Below are 20,438 nucleotides of genomic sequence, written 5' to 3'. Positions count from 1 at the left end.
TTAGTCCTCCCTAGAAATGCTAACTAGATAGTATTATACAAAAAATCGGCAGACAAATAAACAAAAAACCATTAAATTGCATGATGTAAAACAATTTTCAATTTTTAGCAAAATATCAAAGTGAATGATTGGCAATTTTTGTGAAAATATAGCATAAATAGGGTAAGGGCATATATTTATGGAAAAGGAGTGCAGTAGATGAAGTTTATTAGTAACAACGACATTACAGATCCAACATTAAATTTGGCAATGGAAGAATATGTTTTAAAAAATATGCCAAAAGATGATAGTTATTTTTTGTTTTATGTAAATAGACCTTCGATTATTATTGGGAAAAATCAAAATACAATTGAAGAAGTGAATCAACCATATATAGACGAACACGGCATTGATGTCGTTAGACGTATATCTGGTGGAGGAGCAGTATACCATGACACAGGCAATTTAAACTTTAGTTTTGTAACTGATGATGATGGTAACAGTTTCCATAATTTCAAAAAATTCACAGAGCCGATTGTTGAGGCATTACAATCATTAGGCGTTGATGCTGACATGAGTGGTAGAAATGACATTCAAGTAGGTAGTGCAAAAATATCAGGTAATGCTATGGTCAAAGTAAAGGATCGTATGTTTAGTCATGGCACATTAATGCTAAATAGTGAATTGAATGAAGTCCAAAATGCATTGAAAGTTAATCCAGCAAAGATTAAATCGAAAGGTATCAAATCAGTAAGAAGCAGAGTAGCCAATATTTCTGAGTTTTTAGATGAACCTTTAGATATTGATCGATTTAAGGAAATAATTTTAAAAACAATTTTTGGAGAAGCTACGCAAGTAGAAGAATATATATTAACTGATGACGATTGGAAAAAAATTGAACAACTAAGTAATGAAAAATACCGTACATGGGAATGGAATTACGGTAGGAATCCAAAATATAATTTTGAAAGAGAAGAAAAATTTGAAAAAGGTTTCGTTCAAATAAAATTAGATGTAAAAAAAGGTCGGATTGAGCATGCAAAAATTTTCGGTGACTTTTTCGGTGAAGGCGACATAACTGAATTAGAAAATGCACTAGAGGGTACAATGCATGAATTCGATAGTATAGAAGAAGCACTTTCAAATTACGATATTTATCATTATTTTGGTGATATTGAACGCTACGAATTAATCAGATTAATGTCATAATAAATAACATATAAAAAGGTCTATTCTCTATCTTAATTTTAAGTAGGGAATAGACCTTATTTTAAGTAACAAAACAATAAATTAACCAACGAGAAATTCCTCCAAATTTTTGTATTCTTCAGTATAGCGTTTGAAATCATTCTCGTTTTTATTTTTTAAAGCATTATCAATGAGTTGTTCCAATTTTTGCTTACGAACGTTGCGCAATGATTCATCTATGATCAATTCAATGCCTAAATCATTAATCGTAGATACAAATGATTCTAGTGTATTGTACTTTACATGTGTATTATGTTTCATAATCAACACAGCCCCTCTATCTATATTTATATACAGTATACAAGGTTTTAATTTTTAAATCAATGAATATTCAGACTTTTCCGAAAAAAATAAGTGTAAAATGCAACTTTACAAAAAATAAATTAATGCAAAAGTATAGATACTAAAAATTAATTGTAGAAAATTTATAAAAATTATTATTATATAAGTTGATTTTAAGATGCTTGTATTATATTATTTGGTTGTCGCCATAATATATAAGGAGGTAAAAATATGATTCAACCCTATATCATTAAAAAAGGGGATATGGTTTTACAACCATGCAGTTTATCAACTGGTAAGTATGAAGGTAGTTATCTTTTAAAGTATAAGGATGACAGCAAAGTTCTAAAAGAACGTGTTCCAAAGATCATTGATCGATCGTGTAGATTTTATGGTAGTAGTTATCATTTTAAGAAAGAAGATACGATGAGAATTACTGGCATAAGCAGTAAACCCCCAATTTTATTTACTCCACTTTTTCCTACTTATTTTTTCCCAACGCACTCTGATAGAAAAGAAGAAAATACTTGGATTAATATTCATTATGTTCACCAAATCAAACCACTAAAAGAAAAGAAATGTAAAGTGACATTTGTAGATAATCAAACAATTGTAGCTAACATTTCAGCACATAGCATGCATCATCAATACCTAAATGGTATTTATTATTACTATATGATGGATAGGGCAGCAAGAGTTGCTACCTTTGATCCAGAATCTCCTATTGATTATACAAAACCTCAATTAAATATTTATGAAGCATTAGCAAAATATTCATTATTTGAAAATAAATCGTAGTAAATTTGGCGACGTAAGCATGTAAAAATGATATATGTGGAATATTATATTAATTTAGTGTAAATATTCCGCATATTTTTTTACGTTTACTACTTGAAAATTTAACGAGAGTTGATATAATAATATTTGTGCTTGATTAGAGCAACCCATTATTCCACAGTAGCTCAGTGGTAGAGCTATCGGCTGTTAACCGATCGGTCGTAGGTTCGAGTCCTACCTGTGGAGCCATTGGAAACGTACTCAAGTTGGCTGAAGAGGCGCCCCTGCTAAGGGTGTAGGTCGCGAGAGCGGCGCGAGGGTTCGAATCCCTCCGTTTCCGTAATATAAAACTTTGTTTTAAACACCGTAATCCTTTTTGGGATTGCGGTGTTTTTTTGTGCGTTTAAAGTAAGTGAATTAAGTAGTGTTTGCAATTCTATAAAATAGCTCAAATCATATTTTTGTTAATCACAAAAAAATAATGTTATATTATTAATGAATTAATGTTGATTGTATAAAAAAATAATATAATTTTAAAAGGAGATTTTAAGATGGTCAAACCTTTATATGAAACAAAAGTGATTAGCAATGGTGGAAGAGATGGTAAAGTATTTAGTGAAGATAATACATTTTATCAGGATTTAGCAGTGCCGAAAGAGATGGGTGGTAATGGCGTAACAGAATCTAATCCCGAGCAGCTATTTGCAGCAGGTTACAGTGCATGTTTTAACAATGCACTTATGCATATTTTAAAAAGCGATAGTAAAGGCACGATTGAACCAGAAGTAAGTGTGACAGCTTATTTATTACCAGACAAAAATGATGGTGGTGTTAAATTAGCAGCAGAATTAGATGTAACGTTAACTGATATGACTCAGGAAGAAGCAGAAACTTATGTTGAAAAAGCGCATAACTATTGTCCATATTCTAAGGCTTTAAAAGAATCAATCGATATTGAAATTCAAGTCAGTGTCAACTAAATTAACGAAGATAGAAAAAGCTTATAACCCTTAAAGTACAAGGCGTTATAAGCTTTTTTGATTTATACAATTTGCGATTAGCTTTATTATTTATTTTTACTTATTAAATTTCTAATTGCTTTAACAATATAACCTACAGCTAAAGCTCTGAATACACGTTGAATAATATTTTTCATCCTAAGACCTCCCAAAATACAATTGAAATGTTTTAATTTGCGTTATTTTTCTATTTACCCAATTTTAAGACAAAATATAGATGATTTTGCAAATTCATAAATTTTATAAGAGGTTAAAGTCTATTTCTCGAGGATAATCAATCCATCTTCATCAGCTTTGTTGAAAAATATTGTTAACAATCCACTAATAATCGCAATGATATAGGGGATACCAGTCCAAAAGAAAATAAGGTGAAGTATTCCTTGTAAAAGCTGATTTGAATAAAATTTGTGTATACCACACCAGCCTAAAATAAACGCAAGTACGACGTAAATGACTTTATTTACTTTCATTATTCCATATCCTTTCATAAATTATAGTTAATACGGTAATTATCTCTTATCTTTTACGATACAACAATTGAAAACAATTGATTTAAAAGAGAAAAATTAAATAGTATTAACTTCGAAATTTTAGATTTTATCATTTATAATTAAAATAAATAATTAACGAAGCTGAGGAGATTATATATGATTAGAAAAGCAAATCAAAACGATATTCAAAAAATTGCAGAATTGTGTTACATCATTTGGCAAGAACTAGAAGTTGATATGGTAAAAGGTATTGAAAAGGAACGTTTACTGAAAGTAATGGAGCAAAGTATGATTGAGGTACCTTACAGAGGTCATTATAGCAATACATGGATATATGAAATAGATGGAGAGGTAGCAGGGTGCTTAATTGCATATCCTGGCAATAAGGAATTAGAAATGGAACGTGCGTGGCTAGATATGACGTTAGACGATGATATTAGAGCATACGGGTCGCCGATGCCGATGAAAGAGGCTAATGATGATGAATGGTATATAGAGACAGTCGCAACATTTCCACAATATCGTGGAAGAGGTGTTGCCACACAGTTAGTTAAACATGTGCTAAATGCATATAAAGATGAAAAATGGAGTTTAAATTGTGATGTAACTAATGAAGGCGCATTAAGTGTGTATAAAAAGTTGGGATTTGAAGCGAATAGTAAATTTGATCTATATGGTCATATACATTATCACATGGTTTATAAAGCGAATTAAAAAAGCCGAGACATGAATATATGTCTCGACTTAATTCAGCTTATTTACAGTGGTTAACAGGGACGAAAATGTATACGTCCGAGTCATGGTAATGTGACACTAGCACGTTCTTAAATACCACCAAGTAATGCGCTAATATAAATACCTAATGCATATAGTAAACCAAAGAATGTATTGGTTTTACCTGTCGCTGCCATCGCTGGCATCATTGTTTGAGGTGTATCGTTTTTCTTGAATCTACGCACGGCTTTAATTGGCATTGGGAATGAAAGCAATGCTAATAAAAAGAAGATTGAACCACCAGGGATAAAGAAAGTGATATAAATAACAAGTACATAGGCAATAATATACATGAGACCTAAGAAGCGTACTGAATTATTTTTGCCTAATAAGATTGGTAGTGTCTTTCGACCACTTTCTTTATCTTTAACACGATCTCGAATATTGTTGGCCATATTGATAAGACCAATAGTGATTACAATTGGAATGCTTATCCAAACAACAAGGCTTTGTAAATTGCCAGTTTGAATAAAGAATGCAATTAATATAATGATCATACCCATAAACACGCCAGAAAACAGTTCGCCGAATGGTGTCCATGAGATTGGTAAAGGACCACCAGTATACAAATAACCAACTGACATACAAACTAGACCAATTGGCAGTAACCAGAATGAGCTTTGTATTGCAATGAAAATACCTAATAACGCGGCTATAATATAGAATGCAATGGCTAAATTCATTACTAATTTGGGACTCATACCATTTCGAACAATGGCGCCTCCGATACCAACTGAAGTATGATCATCTAAGCCTTTTTTGAAATCATAGTATTCGTTGAACATGTTCGTTGCAGCTTGTATTAATAGACAGGCAATTAACATAGCTAATAAGAGACTTAGTTTTAAATGATCTTCACTCCCCAGTAAGAAGAGCTTAGCTGAAGCAGTACCAACGAGTACAGGTACGACAGCAGCAGTCAATGTATGTGGTCTCATTAACTGCCAGTACTTTTTGACAGTTGAATATTGTTGATATTGAGATGACATAATGATTTACCTCGAATTCTTTAAATTTATGATATTTTTTATCTAATATATTTTAATAGAATAAGGTGTAAAGGTCAAATTACGTAAAAATTTGTAGTAACGAAATAAGCTAGAAACCATACACACATTGTGAAAAGTGGTACAATATTATAATGAGTGTAAACTGATAAATGAAAGAAGTGAAATAGATGACATTAGACCTCAGGGAAAGTGAAATTGTCGAAGCGGTATACGAAAGTAATCATACTTGGGTTTCAGTAGAAGCAAAAATAGACTATGAATTAGATCCTACAGTGTTATTCCATTTGACTGAAGAAAATGCTGGAGACCGTTTTTATTACAAGAAAAATGACAACAAAACTTCATTCTTTGGCTATCATGCTATTACTAGATTTAAAAATGATTTTGAAAATAAACAATCTATTTTTCGAGAATGGCAAAAATACAAAAGTGATATTGAATTAATACATCCGAGCTCCGATAAACATCATCTGAAGATTTGCGGAGGTTTCCAATTCTCAATGCATAAATCTGGTGATGAGTGGCGAGAATTTGGTATTAATCATTTTATACTACCAGAAGTATTAATAACTATGGAAAATGGTGTTTCTTATATTACTTATACTGTAAAAGCAGAACAATTTGAAATTGAACAATTTAAAGCGTTGATTGCACATTTAACTCAAAATACAATAGATTCTGAGTTTGAAATTGGTAATATTAAACGCATTGAAGATATATATAAAGATGAATGGCGTGATTTAGTTAAGGATACAATTGATGTATTAGATGAACATAAAAAAATTGTATTAGCGAGAAAACGTTTGGTTATGTTTGATAAAAATATCAATATACCGTATATCTTACAAAAAGCATCACAAGGTGAACATAATAGTTACTTATTTGTCTTAGAGTCACAGGATAGTATATTCTTCTCGCAAACACCGGAACAATTAATGGAAGTTAACAATGGTATATTATCTACCAAGGCTGTTGCTGGAACAATCAAACGTACACATCAAGATGAAGTAGATAAAGAAAATATACAGGCTTTCTTAAATGATGATAAAAATTTAAACGAACATCGTTTCGTAGTAGAAAGTATATTAAACGATATAGCACCTTATGTTAGAGATATTACTTTTAACGAAACACCGCAGATATTAACCAATGATCATTTATATCACCTATATACAAAAATTAAGGGTCAATTAGAAAATGATTCATATATTGGATTGTTAGACAATTTACATCCAACACCAGCGCTTGGAGGCTATCCAAAAGCTGAAGCAATTGAATACATTGAACAAAATGAATTCGGTACGCGTGGATTATATGGTGCACCTGTTGGATATATAGATATGAATGATGATTGCGAGTTTATTGTAGCAATTAGATCCATGCTAATTAAGAAAAACCAGGCCACATTATTTGCTGGTTGTGGCATTGTGAAAAATTCTGATGCGGATAGTGAAGTCGAAGAAACTGCAGTTAAATTTAACCCTATGATGAAAGCTTTAGGAGTCGAGGAATATGAATAATCATACAGATGCATTAACAAAGCAGGTTTTTACAATTGTTTCTGAATTATATGCTTATGGCATTAGAGAAGTAGTTATAAGTCCTGGATCGCGTTCTACACCACTAGCAATTGCTATAGAAGCGCATCCCAAATTGAAATCGTGGATTCATCCAGATGAAAGAAGTGCAGCCTTTTTTGCAATGGGTTTGACGAAAGGTAGTGAAAAACCAGTCGCTATCCTTTGTACATCAGGAAGTGCAGCTGCTAACTATACACCTGCGATTTCCGAAAGCAGTTTGAGTCACTTACCATTAGTTGTACTTACAAGTGATCGACCTCATGAATTAAGAGGCATTGGTGCACCTCAGGCAATAAATCAAACGAATATGTTTGCTAATTATGTGCAGTATCAGTTTGATTTTCCAATTGCTGAAAAGAATGATAATGAAGATATAATGGCGAATACAATTAAATTCCAATTGCAAAAAGCGAGTCAATTTCTTTATGGCCCACATCGAGGACCCATACATCTTAATTTACCTTTTAGAGAACCATTAACACCAAATACTGAAAAAGTAGAATGGTTAACTTCAGATACAAAGATATTGCCACACTATCAAAAAACAACGAGTTTAAATGAAATTAGTGCAATGATGAAAAAAAGAAAAGGTTTAATCATTGTTGGTGATATGCAACATCAAGATGTGGATCAAATTCTTACATTTTCAACAATCCATGATATGCCAATTTTAGCTGATCCATTGAGTCAATTAAGACGTGAACACCATCCGAATGTGGTTACGACTTATGATCTATTGTTGAGATCAGGTTTAGAATTAGAGGCTGATTTTGTCATTCGTGTTGGTAAACCTGTAATTTCGAAAAAATTAAATCAATGGTTAAAAGTAACAGAAGCATTCCAAATATTAGTACAAAATAATGATCGTCCGGATGCATTTCCGATCACCCCACACGTATCATATGAAATGTCTGCTAATGATTTCTTTAGACAATTATCAGAGATGCCAACAGTTGAGCGTAAGCAATGGTTAGAGAAATGGCAAACAGTGGAAAAACATGCAATAGTAGAAATCAAAGATCATTTAAGAACTGCTACAGATGAAGCTGCTTATGTGGGTAATGTATTAGATAAATTAACCAAGGATGATGCTATGTTTGTGAGCAATAGTATGCCAATTCGTGATGTTGATAATCTATTTATTGATTGTGAGGCAGAAGTATTCGCGAATCGTGGTGCGAACGGTATAGATGGTGTCACATCTACGGCGTTAGGTATGGCCGTGCATAAAAAGATTACATTGTTGATTGGAGATTTAGCATTTTACCATGATATGAATGGCTTATTAATGTCTAAATTGAATGATATACAACTCAATATCGTCTTACTTAATAATGATGGTGGCGGTATCTTTTCATATTTACCTCAAAAAAATGAGGCAGATGCATATTTTGAAAGATTGTTCGGTACACCAACTGGATTGAATTTTGAACATACGGCGTTATTATATGATTTTGCATTTGATCGATTTGATACGATTGAAGCCTTTAAATATGCAGATTTATCGCAATTTGGTTCACATATTTACGAAATCATGACACATCGAGAAGATAACAAACAGCAACATCTTAAACTCTATAAAAAGTTGAGTGATATTATCGATGTTACATTATAAATTTCATCAATCAACCGCCCCAACAGACAAATTGTTAGTCATGTTGCATGGCTTTATTAGTGATCAACAGACATTTGATCAACATATTCATAGTCTAAATAAAAATATAAATATTTTAACTATTGATTTACCAGGTCATGGTGCAGATCAGTCTGATTTAGAGCATAAATGGGATTTTCCTTTTATTAGTCATGAGTTAGATCAAACGTTGCGATTATTTACAAATTATCAAATTTACTTACATGGTTATTCCATGGGTGGTAGAATTGGACTTTACTATGCTTTATATGGTCAAGCGCAATTAACAGGGCTTATACTAGAAAGTACATCTCCTGGAATTGAAAACAGTGATGAGCGACAAGAAAGACAGCTAGTTGATCAAGCAAGAGCAAAAGTGCTTGAAATAGCTGGCTTAGAGGTGTTTGTGAATGATTGGGAAAAATTACCGTTGTTTTATACGCAGTATGAGTTAGATAAATCAACAAGAAACGCAATTCGTGATATGAGATTACGTCAAAATCCAATGCGTTTAGCCAAAGCTTTGCGTGATTATGGAACTGGACAAATGCCGAACTTATGGCCACAATTAAATCAAATTCAAATACCAACGTGTATCATAGTAGGTGAATTAGATGGTAAGTTCTGTAAAATAGCTAGAAATATCATTTCAGTTATGCCAAATTTTGAAATGCATGTTGTTGCTAATAGTGGGCATACAATTCATGTGGAAGAAATGGCAGAATTTGATAGAATAGTAATAGGTTTTATTAATAAGGAGGAGCAAAATGACTAGACAGTGGGAAACAATTAGAGAATATAAAGAAATTAAATATGAATTATATGATGGTATTGCAAAAGTTACAATTAATCGTCCTGAAGTACGTAATGCATTCACACCAAATACGGTACAAGAAATGATTGATGCATTTACAAGAGCACGTGACGACCAACGTATTTCTGTCATTATTTTGACAGGTGAAGGAGATAAAGCGTTTTGTTCTGGCGGAGACCAAAAAGTCCGTGGCCATGGTGGTTATGTAGGCGATGATCAAATTCCACGTTTAAACGTTTTAGATTTACAAAGACTTATTCGTGTAATCCCTAAACCTGTAGTTGCAATGGTTAGAGGTTATGCTATCGGTGGCGGTAACGTATTGAACGTTGTATGTGATTTAACAATTGCTGCTGATAATGCTATTTTTGGCCAAACAGGACCTAAAGTAGGTTCGTTTGATGCTGGCTATGGTTCAGGTTATTTAGCTCGTATCGTAGGACATAAAAAAGCACGTGAAATTTGGTACTTATGTCGTCAATATAATGCTCAGGAAGCATTGGACATGGGCTTAGTCAATACGGTTGTTCCTTTAGATCAAGTTGAAGATGAAACAGTACAATGGTGTCAAGAAATGAAACAACATTCTCCTACAGCATTAAGATTCTTAAAAGCAGCTATGAATGCTGATACGGATGGATTAGCTGGTTTACAACAAATGGCAGGAGACGCTACTTTACTTTATTACACAACGGATGAAGCTAAAGAAGGTAGAGATGCGTTTAAAGAAAAACGTGATCCTGATTTTGATCAATTCCCTAAATTCCCATAAAAATTTAGGATGTGAAAGTAGTGTATAAGGATTACTTGAGCTAACCTCATGCATAAGAACTACTAATTCACATAAAATGTGAAAGTAGTTCTAAGTTGTACTTTATATCTACTGGTAATTAAGAAAAGAGTCTGGACATTTTGACATGTGCCAGGCTCTTTTTTATTAATTTTAGAATATCAATTGTATTTAATAATTAATAATAATATTAATATTCAAGCGTACTAATATTGATAGATTATGATTTGTTATTGTGAGATAGTTAAAAATTTTAGAATGTAAATTCAAAATATTTACCTTAATTTTTTAGTGTTTCTTTTCAAAATAATAAATGGTGGTATACCTTTATATGTGAAAACTTTTTTACAATTAATTATTAAATTTGACTATTATTAAAACATCTATTAATATTATTATTAATAGATTGGGGGAGACAGATGACTTCAAACGATTATGATCAAATGAGAAAAGAAATGTGCTATTTATTTTATATTACTAGCAAAGAAGTAGTAAATAGATTTAATAAGTATTTAAAGCAATTTGATATTAGCTTTCCGAATTATATTGTCTTACTTTATATTGAAAATGATAAACCTATATATATTAAAACCTTGTGTGATGAACTTTATTTAGATTCAGGTACAATCAGTCCAATTATTAAACGTTTAGAAAAAAAATCACTTATTGAGCGTATGAGAACGGAAGAAGATGAGCGCAGAGTGAAGGTTCGATTAACTGAAAAAGGATTAGAATTGAAAGATCATTTTCCAAAAATATCAGAGGATGTCATTCAACAGTTTAATATGAAGAGGGAAGATTCTCTTGCTTATCATGAAATTTTAAAAACGTTCGCTGAACAAAATATATATATAAATGATGAAGAAAGATAAATATAACAGGATTGAATAGCTGACGAGCAGCACTTGTTTATAAAAAAACCGAGTAAAAGTTATTAATAGACATAACTTTTACTCGGTTTTTATTTTAATTATATTTATTTTTAAGGTAATCTTCTAATCTTCTCATGGCTTCTTTTAAAGCATCAAGTTCGTATGCGTAAGATATACGAACATGCCCCTTTCCAATATCAGTAAAAGATGAACCAGGTACAATTGCAACATGAGCATTTTCCAGAACATCTACACAAAAGTCAAAATCGTTTTCTGTAAAGCGTTGAATACTTGGGAAAATATAAAAAGCACCTTCAGGTTTGGCATCGAGTTCAAAACCTAATGATTCAAGTTTTTGTATAAGGAAATTACGGCGTTCAATATATGCTTCGTTCATATATTGTGGTGCTTCAAGTCCTTCGTTCAATGCAGCGATACAAGCAATTTGTGCTGGTACATTTGCACAAATACAATTGTAGGCATGCATAAAAGTTAATTTTTCAATAAGATATTCTGGACCTATTAAGAATCCAATGCGAATACCTGTAGCAGAGTGAGATTTACTTAAACCACCAACTAATAATAATTGTTCTCTAATAGATGGGAATTCAGCGAATGATGTATGTTTGCCAGTAAAAGTGTTTTCAGCATATATCTCATCACTAATAACAAATATAGGCATATGCTTTAAAGTTTCAGTTAGTGCTTGAACCTCATTGTGGTTCAAAATGACGCCCGTTGGATTAGTAGGGTAGTTTAGTAATATGGCTTTGGTCTTCGCAGTTAAATGTGCCTCTATAGCTTCAGGTGTGACTTTATAATTCGTCTCTGTGGTATCAATATAAACCGGCACGCCACCTAATGTTTTGATAAGTGGAATATAGCCAGAATATACTGGACCTGGTATTAATATTTCATCACCTTCATCAATGATGCTTCTTAATGCAGTATCTAATGCTTCACTAGCACCGTTGGTAATAATAATTTCTTCGGAACTATATTTAAATCCATAACGTTGATGGAAATATTGGCTAACTGCATTTCTTGTTTCCTCTAGACCTTTATTATGTGAATAGCTTGTTTGATTTTCATTTATTGCCTGGATATAAGCAGATTTAACAACATCAGGCATTGGAAAATCTGGTTGACCAATTGTTAAATTAATACAGTCTTTTATACCGCTAATACGGCTTGAAAATTGACGAATACTTGGTGCACTTAAATGTTTTGAATTATTATTTAATGATAGTTTCATTGTATAAATCACCTCAAGATTTAAAAATACCAAATTTAATTTTATATGTAGAGTTAGAGCGAGAATCAAAGATAGCTTTGGCTTTTGATTCTCGCTCCACAAGCATGTCGATATAAAGTTATAATGGATAGCAAAAATTTATATCATGCTTATTTTTTAATGATACTTGCTATAAAGCGATTGCGTTAATTAATGGTTACGCATCATTACTTTAAATATATCATATCGCGTTTCACAGTACCTTTATTCTTTGAATTTAGAAGGGGATTGTAGATTAATAATTGGATTTGTCCATTTTGATACAAAACGTGTTGATAATGCATAGACAATAATCGTCGTAAAGAGCAGTAAATAGACATAAGTTAATATCGATACTGAATCTTTAAATGGATAAATACCGAATCCACGTATAACCCCGATGACTAAACCATGTAATAAATAAACATACATTGTTCTACGTCCAATATAAGTGTAAAACTTTTCTTTTTCTGGTATTAGATTTAAGAAAGAGAAAAGTGTTATTAAAATTATGAAATAAAGTAATAACCTTTTAATAGGACTGTATAAGTCTGGTTTACCTTCGAGTGACATATAGGGTGAGTCACCTAATAACCAATCTGCATTAATAGGATGATATGTATAAGTAACATAAAATACAATCAAAATGATGATAGAGATTGGAACAAGTTTTTTATTTTTTAAAGTTTGGATATGCTTATTCGTAAACAGATAACCTAAATAAAATATTGGAAAGAACATGATGGTTCTTGAAAAGCTTAGATAATTATCGATATTTGATGAATAACCCGCAAATAATGAGATAATTATGGCAATCGGTAAAACATAGTATGGTTTATAGTCCTTCACGATTACTAATATAACGTGGAAAAAGAATAATGTAAGTAAAAACCATAATGCAAATACTGGATCGAATGGATCAAATTTCACACTATCTTCTTTACCAGTTAAATAATAGTAAAAAGAGAAAAAGCCAAAGAAAACAACGTAAGGAATTAATAGTTTTTTAGAGACTTTTTCTAAATAACCAGCTTGGCCTGCTTTTTTTGCAAAATAACCAGAAATAAATAAAAAGCCCGGCATATGAAAGCTGTATATTGTTAAATACAATGAAGAAAGATGTTTACTGGCTTCTGTATATGGCTGTAATAAATGGCCAAACACAACAAGAAAGATTAACATTGCTCTAGCATTATCGAAAAAGTAATCTCTCTCTTTCAATTGTGACATTATTTTGCTCCTTTTATATATGCGATAAATTTTATATGCGCTACTTCTAATTTATTATAAAACATATGAGAAATGCAACAAAATAGTACAATTTGTCTTTTATCATTGTATATTAGGAAGAATACTATTATAATATTAGAAAATAAAATAGTGTATTTAACCTCTTAAGAATTTAATTTAAAGTAGTGGAGATGACCAACATGTATAAACAACTAGAACAATTAATTACACTGACGAGCAATGATCTTAATTTAGTAAGTAGACGATTTGGACAACGTACAGATTTAACTTCAGAGCAATTGGAGATGCTAAGAATTTTATATAATTATAAAAAGTTATCTCAATATGATTTAACAATGAAGATTAATAAAGAACAATCTATCGTATCACGTTGGATCAAGAAGTTATGTCAAATGGGTTATATCACGAGCAAACAATCCAATAAGGATATGAGATGCAAAGATTTAATGGTGACAGAGAAGTCAAAAGCTTTAGTCGAACAAATAAATGAAGTTAGGATAGCGCTAATCGAAGCACGATGTCAAAATTTAACAGCTAAAGATATTGAAAGCTTAAATCAGTTATTAAAAAAATTAAATGCACATCATACATATTTTATTAAATGAAATATAAAATAAACGAAGCGTAGGTGATATATAGCACTTTTTTGAAAAGTGATGTATTACCTACGCTTCGTTTAATATCTTTTGTTATTTATAAAGCATAAAGTGATTTTTACTTTTTAGTCATCAAATACCAAAAATTGGGATACAGGTAAAGCTGATAAACATTTAATAATGCCTCTAAAAAGTAGTGCGATTATTTATAAGTATCTACGTCAAAGTATTTACCTAATTTACCCATTGAATCATAAAACCCTTTAATACGTGTAGCATTATGTGCTGCCCATGCTACATCTGTTGCATATTGATGAACACCTGGATTTTCAGGGTTCCAACGCATTTTGTAAAGTGTGTTTTGACCTTGATTGATATATGAGCCAGCAATGAATTTAGCACCACCAACAATTGCTTTTTTAACAGTATTCCAACCATTATTTTTGGCTGTAGCGAAACCTTGTTTAACAGCATCGCTGTCAACAGCACCAATACCAAACATATTATAGTATTTATCTTTGCCATTAGTTACAACTTTACCGTTAACAACATCTCCGCCATTAGCTAGTTTAGATGTACCATTACCAGTTTCAAGTAGGGCATGTGAAATTAAATATACTTCATTGATATTATACGCTTTGGCAGCTTCGCTAAATGCTTCACCTTGGCCTTCTAAAATACCTTTACCAACTAATAGTTTATCCAAATCAGCTGAAGAAATATTTTGTGATTTATCTAAACGTAAGAATTGATATTTTTGAGTTGGATCTTTAATTAATTTGCTAGAATCCATAGCATTTTTAATTTCAGTTGCAGAAGCATCTTGCCATTTACCAGCTGTATGTTGAATTTGTGGTTTGAATTTCAATCCTTTTTGGATAGCAACTGCTTGATCAAGTGTAAGACCTGATTTGTAATATTTCACTAATTCTTTACGTAAGTCATCTTCTTTTACCCAAACGACTTTACCATTAGCTAATTTACCATGGTACCAAGTGACACCATTAATGACTTGTTTTTCAAATACAGTGAAAATACCTTCATAAAAGTCTTTCAATGAACCAGCAGCTTTTCCTGTTAATGGATCAATATAATAACTACCTTTTTGGTTATGAATGATGTAATCATATTTTATAGGTGTTACAGCTGATTTTGTAACGCTAGGTGTCTTCGTGGTACTATTTAAATCTTTTGCAGCAATCCAACCAGTTTTATTATTAACAATACCGTAGATATATTCATCTTTGTCAACGTAGACTGATTTTGATGCATTAAATTGATTGTTTTTTACATTTTTTAAAGTATCTAGTTGTTGTGATTTTGTACCCCAAGGGACAGCATAAAGACCATTATTTGTAGCTTTAACAGTATATTGACCATTTTTAGCCGTTGTCTTACTTAAGTTACGTGTATTGATATCTTTTGTATTAACCCAACCGATTGGTGTGTTTTGATTTGTATTTTGGATTAAGACATATGTGTTATTGCCTTGTGTACGTTGTTTAGTAACAGTAAATGTTTTACCTGAGAATTTAGATGCATCTTTACCTTTTGGATCATAAACTGTTGTTTTAATTCCAGAGTTAGTAGCATTTAATTGACCAATCTTACTTACAGTTTGTGTTTGAGTTGCTGCTGGTTTCTTAGCAGTCTCTTTAACTGTTATATCTCCAGTTTGCATCCAACCTAAATTAGTATTGGTTTTATTATCAGTAATTAAATAAAATGCATTGCTACCTAAAGTTGCTTTTTTACTTAATTTGTATGTTTGACCATTCACATATGATTTTTGTACACCTTGCTTATCATATACAGATGTATATACACCATGATTAGATTTAGCAACTGTACCTTGTTGATTAGTTAAATTAGATACAACTAACTTGGCAGTCGTAGACGGCTTGCTTGGCGTCGTAGGTGGTGCCGTTAATTTACTTAAGCTAACCCATCCAGTTAAATTATTTACAGTACCATAAATATAGTTTGTTTTACCAATTTGTTGTTGCTTAGTTGCTTTAAATGTTTGAGCTGATTTACCTGAAACAGAACCTGCTTTTTGACTACTTGTTCCCCAAGGAACTGTATAAATCACTTCTCCAGGATTAATTTTATAAGTTTTATTGATTTTTGCAGCGGCTTTAGCGGCGTTATAACTCACATCACCTTGATGTACCCAACCAATTAAAGTGCCTTTGTTATAGTCAGAAACTAAATAGTATTGTTCTTTACCTAAAGTAGCAGATTTAGTTACTTTAAGTGTTTGGTTTACGCGATCAGTCTTTTTACCTTTTTGGTCATAAACGGTTGTATATAAACCATCATTTTTTGAGTTGATACGGCCTACGCCATTATTTTCAGTAACTTTAACGGTACCTGATTTTGATGGGGTAGTTGTGCCTGTGTTTCCAGAACCAGTGCTACCACCAGTACCACCTGTACTGCCAGAAGAAGTAGTACCCCATGCTGCTGCTTGACCAGTTTTAATTAAATATTTTTCATAAATTAAATCGTAAAGTTCATCATAGCTATAATTATGTGCTGCTAAGTAACCATGAGGGTCAGAGTGGTCAGAACCACCTAAATAATTGCTGACTGCTTGGTGAGTCCATACCGTACCAACACCATCATATTCAGCACTGTCTGGGACTAAACCATAATATTGTAGGTTAGTTGCTGCGTAGTCTGCATAATTATTTATTGAACGTGCAAAAGAGTCATAGTCATGCGTATGAACTAATTCAACATGTATAAAACGATCATTTGCTTGTGGACCGGCACCCCATGCTAAGTAGTCAGTATTTGCAGTTTCAATAATACGATCACCATCTACATATGCATGAACAAAAGCGCTCGTGTAATTATTCTTCATATAGTTAATCTCACCAGTGATAGTTGAATTATCATTAGCAGTATCATGCATTACAATACCTTCAGGTTTGCCATAACGGTAATTATATTGAGGTAAGTAATTTGCTATATCTTGTTCGTAATTTGGTGCTTTAAAATTATTTTTACGAATATAGTTATTAATTGATGAATTAACTTTTGGTGAATATTTAGGTAATGCCGCACGTGTTGTTGCTTCTTTAGTTACTGCAGAACGTGTTGCTACTGCAGTATTAGCACTAGTAGTAGCTACTCTAAGCTTAGGTGTTACTTTTGCACTAAATGTAGCTGGCTGTACTTTGTTTTCTGCTGTAGAAGCTTCTTTAGATGATGTAGATACTTTGGCATTATCTTGCTTGTCATTAGAAGCAACGTCATCTTCTTTAGAAGTTGCTTTGTCATCTTGAGTGGCAGATTCATTTTGATCTGCTATATCAGAAGCGCTATCGTTACTATGAGTGTCGTCTTGTTTATCACTAGAAGCAACGTCTTCATTAGAAGATTCTGCTTTATCATTTTGAGTTTCAGATTCGTTTTGATCTTTTACATCATCAGAAGCGTTAGCGTCACTTTGAGTGTCATCTTGTTTAACATCAGAAGAAGCAACGTCATCTTCATTAGAAGATTCTGCTTTATCATTTTGAGTCTCAGATTCGTTTTGATCTTTTACATCATCAGAAGCGTTAGCGTCACTTTGAGTGTCATCTTGTTTAACATCAGAAGAAGCAACGTCTTCATTAGAAGTTTCTGCTTTGTCATTTTGAGCAACAGATTCGTTTTGATCTGTTACGTCAGAAGCGTTATCGTCACTATGAGTGCCGTCTTGATTAACGTCAGAAGAAGCAACGTCTTCATTAGAAGTTTCTGCTTTGTCATCTTGAGTGGCAGATTCATTTTGATCTGCTATATCAGAAGCGTTAGCGTCACTGTGAGTGTCGTCTTGTTTATCACTAGAAGCAACGTCTTCATTAGAAGTTTCTGCTTTATCATTTTGAGTTTCTGATTCGTTTTGATCTTTCACATCATCAGAAGCGTTAGCGTCACTATGAGTGTCGTCTTGCTTAACATCAAAAGAAGCAATGTCATCTTCATTAGAAGATTCTGCTTTATCATTTTGAGTCTCAGATTCGTTTTGATCTTTTACATCATCAGAAGCGTTAGCGTCACTTTGAGTGTCATCTTGTTTAACATCAGAAGAAGCAACGTCATCTTCTTTAGAAGTTTCTGCATTGTCATTTTGAGTCTCTGATTCATTTTGATCTGCTACATCAGAAGTGTTAGCGTCACTTTGAGTGTCGTCTTGCTTAACGTCAGAAGAAGCAACGTCTTCATTAGAAGTTTCTGCTTTGTCATTTTGAGCAACAGGTTCATTTTGATTTGCTACATCAGACGAATTTTCATCTGTATTTGTTTCTTCAGCATTCGAACTCACATCATTAGATGTCTGTGATGCTTCATTAGTTGAATTTGTTTCTGATTGTTTTGAGTCAGTGTTGTTTTCTTCATTCTCTTGGTTGTTATCTTCAACAGAAGTTTGCTCAGTATCTAAAGATTTCGTGTCATTATCTGATGAAACATCTTGTTGATCTTCTTGAACGTCTGTCTCCTGATTATATGTATCTTGATTTGATGTTTGTTCAGAAGTTTGATCATTCAACTCATCTAACTGTGCATCATAATTTGTATCTTCATTTGAAGATGCATCTTTTACTTGTGTAGGGTCTTGGTATGTTTGTGTACCTGAAATGTTAGTTGTTGGTTTGCTAATTTCAGATTTAATTTGTTCACTTTGGTTAAGTGCTTTTTCATCATCCAATACATTTTTATTCGGAGTTTGATCTTGTGTATTACTTGCTGCTTGAGCATGATGAGTTGTCAAAGCTGTACCTGCTAATGTAAGTGCTACAATCGAAGGTACCTTATAAGTGTTCTTTTTCTTAGCCATTTAACTGCCCCTTTAACTATATATTTTGTATCCTATTATAATACGACGAAAGACCTAGAGGCTGGTTTTTACTGTTTTGTAATATAAAATTAATCTAAAGCCAGTATTAAAAAATTATAAAGCTAATAGAAAAGCGTTATAACGCCTAATTTACATTATATTAAAATATTACACTTTCTGACATATTACAAAATTTAAATGAAGAATAACTGTAATATTCGGATGAAAAATTTTTAAATTATTTTTGTCATAGCAATGTGTTCGATATTTTCTTCCATAAAGATATCACCAGTAGATTTATAACCAAGCGCTTCATAAAAGGGCTTGGCATGATATTGTGCATTTAACGTCATTTTATTATAACCTTGTTGTTTTGCAGATGTTTCAAGAAATTGCATAAGTAATTGACCATATCCTGATTTACGGTGCGTCGCTCTAACAGCTACACGTTCTATTTTTACACTATTATTTACAGGACGAAATCTTCCAGTAGCAAAAGGTATATGATTTGAATCATAACCAATGACATGAGTGGCAACGTCTTCAAATTGATCAATTTCATTTTCTAATGGAACACCTTGTTCTTTCACAAATACTTCTTTACGAATTTCTAATGCATCGTCCATCATTTTAGGTGTAGTCACAATATTAAACATATATTTACCTCTTTTCTCATTTTAGATATTAAAAATACCCTACCATAAAATAGATGGTAGGGTAGAGTTATTTGAATTTATTGTGCTTCTTTTCTTACGATTGCTGTATACTGCCAAAAAATACGCATTTGTGCAATATTCCAGTTATTCATTCCCATGGTAAAGCCAGAAGGTTTGAATAGGTTTACATCGGTTACTTCTAACGCTGCAGCAATCAAGTATTGGATAGGTACACTGATTTGCTTCATAGTATCAGTGATACCATTTTGATCATATACCCAAGTAAATGGTAACTCAGATTCAAAAACATCAACTTTTTCAAATATTTCTGGGAGTGCAACGATGTAACACGCACCATCAACTACAGGATTAAGGTCACTATCTTTATAGTAAATGCGTAAGGCCTCATAATTCTCACGATGTTCATGATTAACGTAGAAAAATTCATTTCTGTATAGCGCCATATCTTTGCTGTGAATCAATTGCTGCTCTAAAACATTAAACATGCCATTCACATGTGCTAGTTTTTCATAAGTTTTGCGTGACATATTACGAGCTCCTT

The 20,438-nt window shown here is 32.3% G+C and carries 19 protein-coding genes and 2 tRNA genes; 12 read left to right on the top strand and 9 right to left on the bottom strand.

Features of this window, described 5'->3' with window-relative positions; genetic code table 11:
* Positions 1 to 198 precede the first annotated feature (198 nt).
* On the top strand, positions 199 to 1,188 hold the full coding sequence (lplA, locus tag KA893_RS03005; protein ID WP_002483734.1) for a lipoate--protein ligase: 990 nt from the start codon (positions 199 to 201) through the stop codon (positions 1,186 to 1,188).
* Between the two features lie 81 nt (positions 1,189 to 1,269).
* Here lplA and KA893_RS03000 read toward each other — a convergent pair whose 3' ends face one another.
* Positions 1,270 to 1,488 carry an IDEAL domain-containing protein gene (locus KA893_RS03000; protein WP_011303465.1) on the bottom strand — a complete coding sequence of 73 codons (219 nt, stop codon included), beginning with the start codon at positions 1,486 to 1,488 and terminating at the stop codon, positions 1,270 to 1,272.
* 252 nt (positions 1,489 to 1,740) lie between these two features.
* On the opposite strand from KA893_RS03000, the gene KA893_RS02995 reads away from it, so the two are divergent.
* From KA893_RS02995 to KA893_RS02980, 4 genes are all read left to right on the top strand, one after another.
* A complete protein-coding gene (locus tag KA893_RS02995) occupies positions 1,741 to 2,307 on the top strand; it encodes a competence protein ComK (RefSeq protein WP_041079011.1) in 567 nt (188 codons plus the stop codon).
* A 153-nt stretch (positions 2,308 to 2,460) separates the two neighbouring features.
* Positions 2,461 to 2,535, top strand: a tRNA-Asn gene (locus KA893_RS02990).
* 2 nt (positions 2,536 to 2,537) lie between these two features.
* Positions 2,538 to 2,626, top strand: a tRNA-Ser gene (locus KA893_RS02985).
* 211 nt (positions 2,627 to 2,837) lie between these two features.
* A complete protein-coding gene (locus KA893_RS02980) occupies positions 2,838 to 3,266 on the top strand; it encodes an organic hydroperoxide resistance protein (RefSeq protein WP_002483731.1) in 429 nt (142 codons plus the stop codon).
* An 86-nt stretch (positions 3,267 to 3,352) separates the two neighbouring features.
* On the opposite strand, the gene KA893_RS14130 is transcribed toward KA893_RS02980, so the two are convergent.
* Complete coding sequence (locus KA893_RS14130) at positions 3,353 to 3,442, bottom strand: SAR1012 family small protein (protein ID WP_011303463.1); 90 nt, start codon at positions 3,440 to 3,442, stop codon at positions 3,353 to 3,355.
* A gap of 120 nt (positions 3,443 to 3,562) precedes the next feature.
* Complete coding sequence (locus KA893_RS02975) at positions 3,563 to 3,775, bottom strand: TM2 domain-containing protein (protein WP_011303462.1); 213 nt, start codon at positions 3,773 to 3,775, stop codon at positions 3,563 to 3,565.
* Positions 3,776 to 3,952: 177 nt separating this feature from the next.
* On the opposite strand from KA893_RS02975, the gene KA893_RS02970 reads away from it, so the two are divergent.
* On the top strand, positions 3,953 to 4,510 hold the full coding sequence (locus tag KA893_RS02970; RefSeq protein WP_115340645.1) for a GNAT family N-acetyltransferase: 558 nt from the start codon (positions 3,953 to 3,955) through the stop codon (positions 4,508 to 4,510).
* A gap of 110 nt (positions 4,511 to 4,620) precedes the next feature.
* Here KA893_RS02970 and KA893_RS02965 read toward each other — a convergent pair whose 3' ends face one another.
* A complete protein-coding gene (locus tag KA893_RS02965; protein ID WP_041079016.1) occupies positions 4,621 to 5,559 on the bottom strand; it encodes a 1,4-dihydroxy-2-naphthoate polyprenyltransferase in 939 nt (312 codons plus the stop codon).
* 188 nt (positions 5,560 to 5,747) lie between these two features.
* On the opposite strand from KA893_RS02965, the gene KA893_RS02960 reads away from it, so the two are divergent.
* The 5 genes from KA893_RS02960 (at position 5,748) to KA893_RS02940 (ending at position 11,269) form a co-directional block, all read left to right on the top strand.
* On the top strand, positions 5,748 to 7,100 hold the full coding sequence (locus KA893_RS02960) for an isochorismate synthase (protein ID WP_011303459.1): 1,353 nt from the start codon (positions 5,748 to 5,750) through the stop codon (positions 7,098 to 7,100).
* On the top strand, positions 7,093 to 8,775 hold the full coding sequence (gene menD / locus KA893_RS02955) for a 2-succinyl-5-enolpyruvyl-6-hydroxy-3-cyclohexene-1-carboxylic-acid synthase (RefSeq protein WP_041079020.1): 1,683 nt from the start codon (positions 7,093 to 7,095) through the stop codon (positions 8,773 to 8,775). Before KA893_RS02960 ends, menD begins: the two co-directional genes overlap by 8 nt.
* Entirely contained in the window at positions 8,762 to 9,568 is an 807-nt protein-coding gene (gene menH / locus KA893_RS02950) for a 2-succinyl-6-hydroxy-2,4-cyclohexadiene-1-carboxylate synthase (RefSeq protein WP_041079022.1), read from the top strand. Before menD ends, menH begins: the two co-directional genes overlap by 14 nt.
* Positions 9,561 to 10,379, top strand: coding sequence for a 1,4-dihydroxy-2-naphthoyl-CoA synthase (gene menB, locus KA893_RS02945; RefSeq protein ID WP_002483725.1), 819 nt, complete (start codon positions 9,561 to 9,563; stop codon positions 10,377 to 10,379). The genes menH and menB overlap by 8 nt, the downstream gene beginning before the upstream one ends.
* Positions 10,380 to 10,816: 437 nt before the next feature.
* Positions 10,817 to 11,269, top strand: coding sequence for a MarR family winged helix-turn-helix transcriptional regulator (locus KA893_RS02940; protein WP_041079024.1), 453 nt, complete (start codon positions 10,817 to 10,819; stop codon positions 11,267 to 11,269).
* A gap of 94 nt (positions 11,270 to 11,363) precedes the next feature.
* Here the strand turns inward: KA893_RS02940 and KA893_RS02935 are convergent, their stop codons facing one another.
* Both KA893_RS02935 and KA893_RS02930 read right to left on the bottom strand, forming a co-directional pair.
* Complete coding sequence (locus KA893_RS02935) at positions 11,364 to 12,524, bottom strand: aminotransferase class I/II-fold pyridoxal phosphate-dependent enzyme (RefSeq protein ID WP_041079026.1); 1,161 nt, start codon at positions 12,522 to 12,524, stop codon at positions 11,364 to 11,366.
* 243 nt (positions 12,525 to 12,767) lie between these two features.
* The gene (locus KA893_RS02930; protein WP_041079028.1) at positions 12,768 to 13,772 is read right to left on the bottom strand and encodes an acyltransferase family protein; all 1,005 of its coding nucleotides are present in this window, start codon (positions 13,770 to 13,772) and stop codon (positions 12,768 to 12,770) included.
* 200 nt (positions 13,773 to 13,972) lie between these two features.
* Between KA893_RS02930 and KA893_RS02925 the strand changes: the two genes are divergently transcribed.
* Positions 13,973 to 14,398, top strand: a complete 426-nt coding sequence (locus tag KA893_RS02925) for a MarR family transcriptional regulator (protein WP_002483721.1) — start codon at positions 13,973 to 13,975, stop codon at positions 14,396 to 14,398.
* Positions 14,399 to 14,591: 193 nt separating this feature from the next.
* Here KA893_RS02925 and KA893_RS02920 read toward each other — a convergent pair whose 3' ends face one another.
* From KA893_RS02920 to KA893_RS02910, 3 genes are all read right to left on the bottom strand, one after another.
* Positions 14,592 to 19,220, bottom strand: a complete 4,629-nt coding sequence (locus KA893_RS02920; protein ID WP_194440770.1) for a GW dipeptide domain-containing protein — start codon at positions 19,218 to 19,220, stop codon at positions 14,592 to 14,594.
* A 233-nt stretch (positions 19,221 to 19,453) separates the two neighbouring features.
* Positions 19,454 to 19,876 (bottom strand): GNAT family N-acetyltransferase, encoded by a 423-nt coding sequence (locus tag KA893_RS02915; protein ID WP_041079030.1) that lies wholly within the window; start codon positions 19,874 to 19,876, stop codon positions 19,454 to 19,456.
* A 77-nt stretch (positions 19,877 to 19,953) separates the two neighbouring features.
* Complete coding sequence (locus KA893_RS02910) at positions 19,954 to 20,424, bottom strand: DUF2538 family protein (RefSeq protein WP_002483718.1); 471 nt, start codon at positions 20,422 to 20,424, stop codon at positions 19,954 to 19,956.
* Between the last annotated feature and the right edge of the window lie 14 nt (positions 20,425 to 20,438).

It is taken from the genome of Staphylococcus sp. GDY8P126P, assembly GCF_017891965.1.
GTDB classification, from domain to species: Bacteria; Bacillota; Bacilli; order Staphylococcales; family Staphylococcaceae; genus Staphylococcus; species Staphylococcus saprophyticus.
This window is presented reverse-complemented; position numbering and strand designations above follow the sequence as displayed.

Excerpts from the sequence above, each read along its gene's own strand:
- KA893_RS02970 (WP_115340645.1), top strand. The coding sequence starts at position 3,953 with ATGATTAGAAAAGCAAATCAAAACGATATTCAAAAAATTGCAGAATTG.
- KA893_RS02935 (WP_041079026.1), bottom strand. The coding sequence starts at position 12,524 with ATGAAACTATCATTAAATAATAATTCAAAACATTTAAGTGCACCAAGT.
- KA893_RS02925 (WP_002483721.1), top strand. The coding sequence starts at position 13,973 with ATGTATAAACAACTAGAACAATTAATTACACTGACGAGCAATGATCTT.
- KA893_RS02975 (WP_011303462.1), bottom strand. The coding sequence starts at position 3,775 with ATGAAAGTAAATAAAGTCATTTACGTCGTACTTGCGTTTATTTTAGGC.
- KA893_RS02915 (WP_041079030.1), bottom strand. The coding sequence starts at position 19,876 with ATGTTTAATATTGTGACTACACCTAAAATGATGGACGATGCATTAGAA.
- KA893_RS02940 (WP_041079024.1), top strand. The coding sequence starts at position 10,817 with ATGACTTCAAACGATTATGATCAAATGAGAAAAGAAATGTGCTATTTA.
- KA893_RS03000 (WP_011303465.1), bottom strand. The coding sequence starts at position 1,488 with ATGAAACATAATACACATGTAAAGTACAATACACTAGAATCATTTGTA.
- menB (WP_002483725.1), top strand. The coding sequence starts at position 9,561 with ATGACTAGACAGTGGGAAACAATTAGAGAATATAAAGAAATTAAATAT.
- menD (WP_041079020.1), top strand. The coding sequence starts at position 7,093 with ATGAATAATCATACAGATGCATTAACAAAGCAGGTTTTTACAATTGTT.
- KA893_RS14130 (WP_011303463.1), bottom strand. The coding sequence starts at position 3,442 with ATGAAAAATATTATTCAACGTGTATTCAGAGCTTTAGCTGTAGGTTAT.
- KA893_RS02960 (WP_011303459.1), top strand. The coding sequence starts at position 5,748 with ATGACATTAGACCTCAGGGAAAGTGAAATTGTCGAAGCGGTATACGAA.
- KA893_RS02965 (WP_041079016.1), bottom strand. The coding sequence starts at position 5,559 with ATGTCATCTCAATATCAACAATATTCAACTGTCAAAAAGTACTGGCAG.
- KA893_RS02910 (WP_002483718.1), bottom strand. The coding sequence starts at position 20,424 with ATGTCACGCAAAACTTATGAAAAACTAGCACATGTGAATGGCATGTTT.
- lplA (WP_002483734.1), top strand. The coding sequence starts at position 199 with ATGAAGTTTATTAGTAACAACGACATTACAGATCCAACATTAAATTTG.
- KA893_RS02920 (WP_194440770.1), bottom strand. The coding sequence starts at position 19,220 with ATGGCTAAGAAAAAGAACACTTATAAGGTACCTTCGATTGTAGCACTT.
- menH (WP_041079022.1), top strand. The coding sequence starts at position 8,762 with ATGTTACATTATAAATTTCATCAATCAACCGCCCCAACAGACAAATTG.
- KA893_RS02980 (WP_002483731.1), top strand. The coding sequence starts at position 2,838 with ATGGTCAAACCTTTATATGAAACAAAAGTGATTAGCAATGGTGGAAGA.
- KA893_RS02995 (WP_041079011.1), top strand. The coding sequence starts at position 1,741 with ATGATTCAACCCTATATCATTAAAAAAGGGGATATGGTTTTACAACCA.
- KA893_RS02930 (WP_041079028.1), bottom strand. The coding sequence starts at position 13,772 with ATGTCACAATTGAAAGAGAGAGATTACTTTTTCGATAATGCTAGAGCA.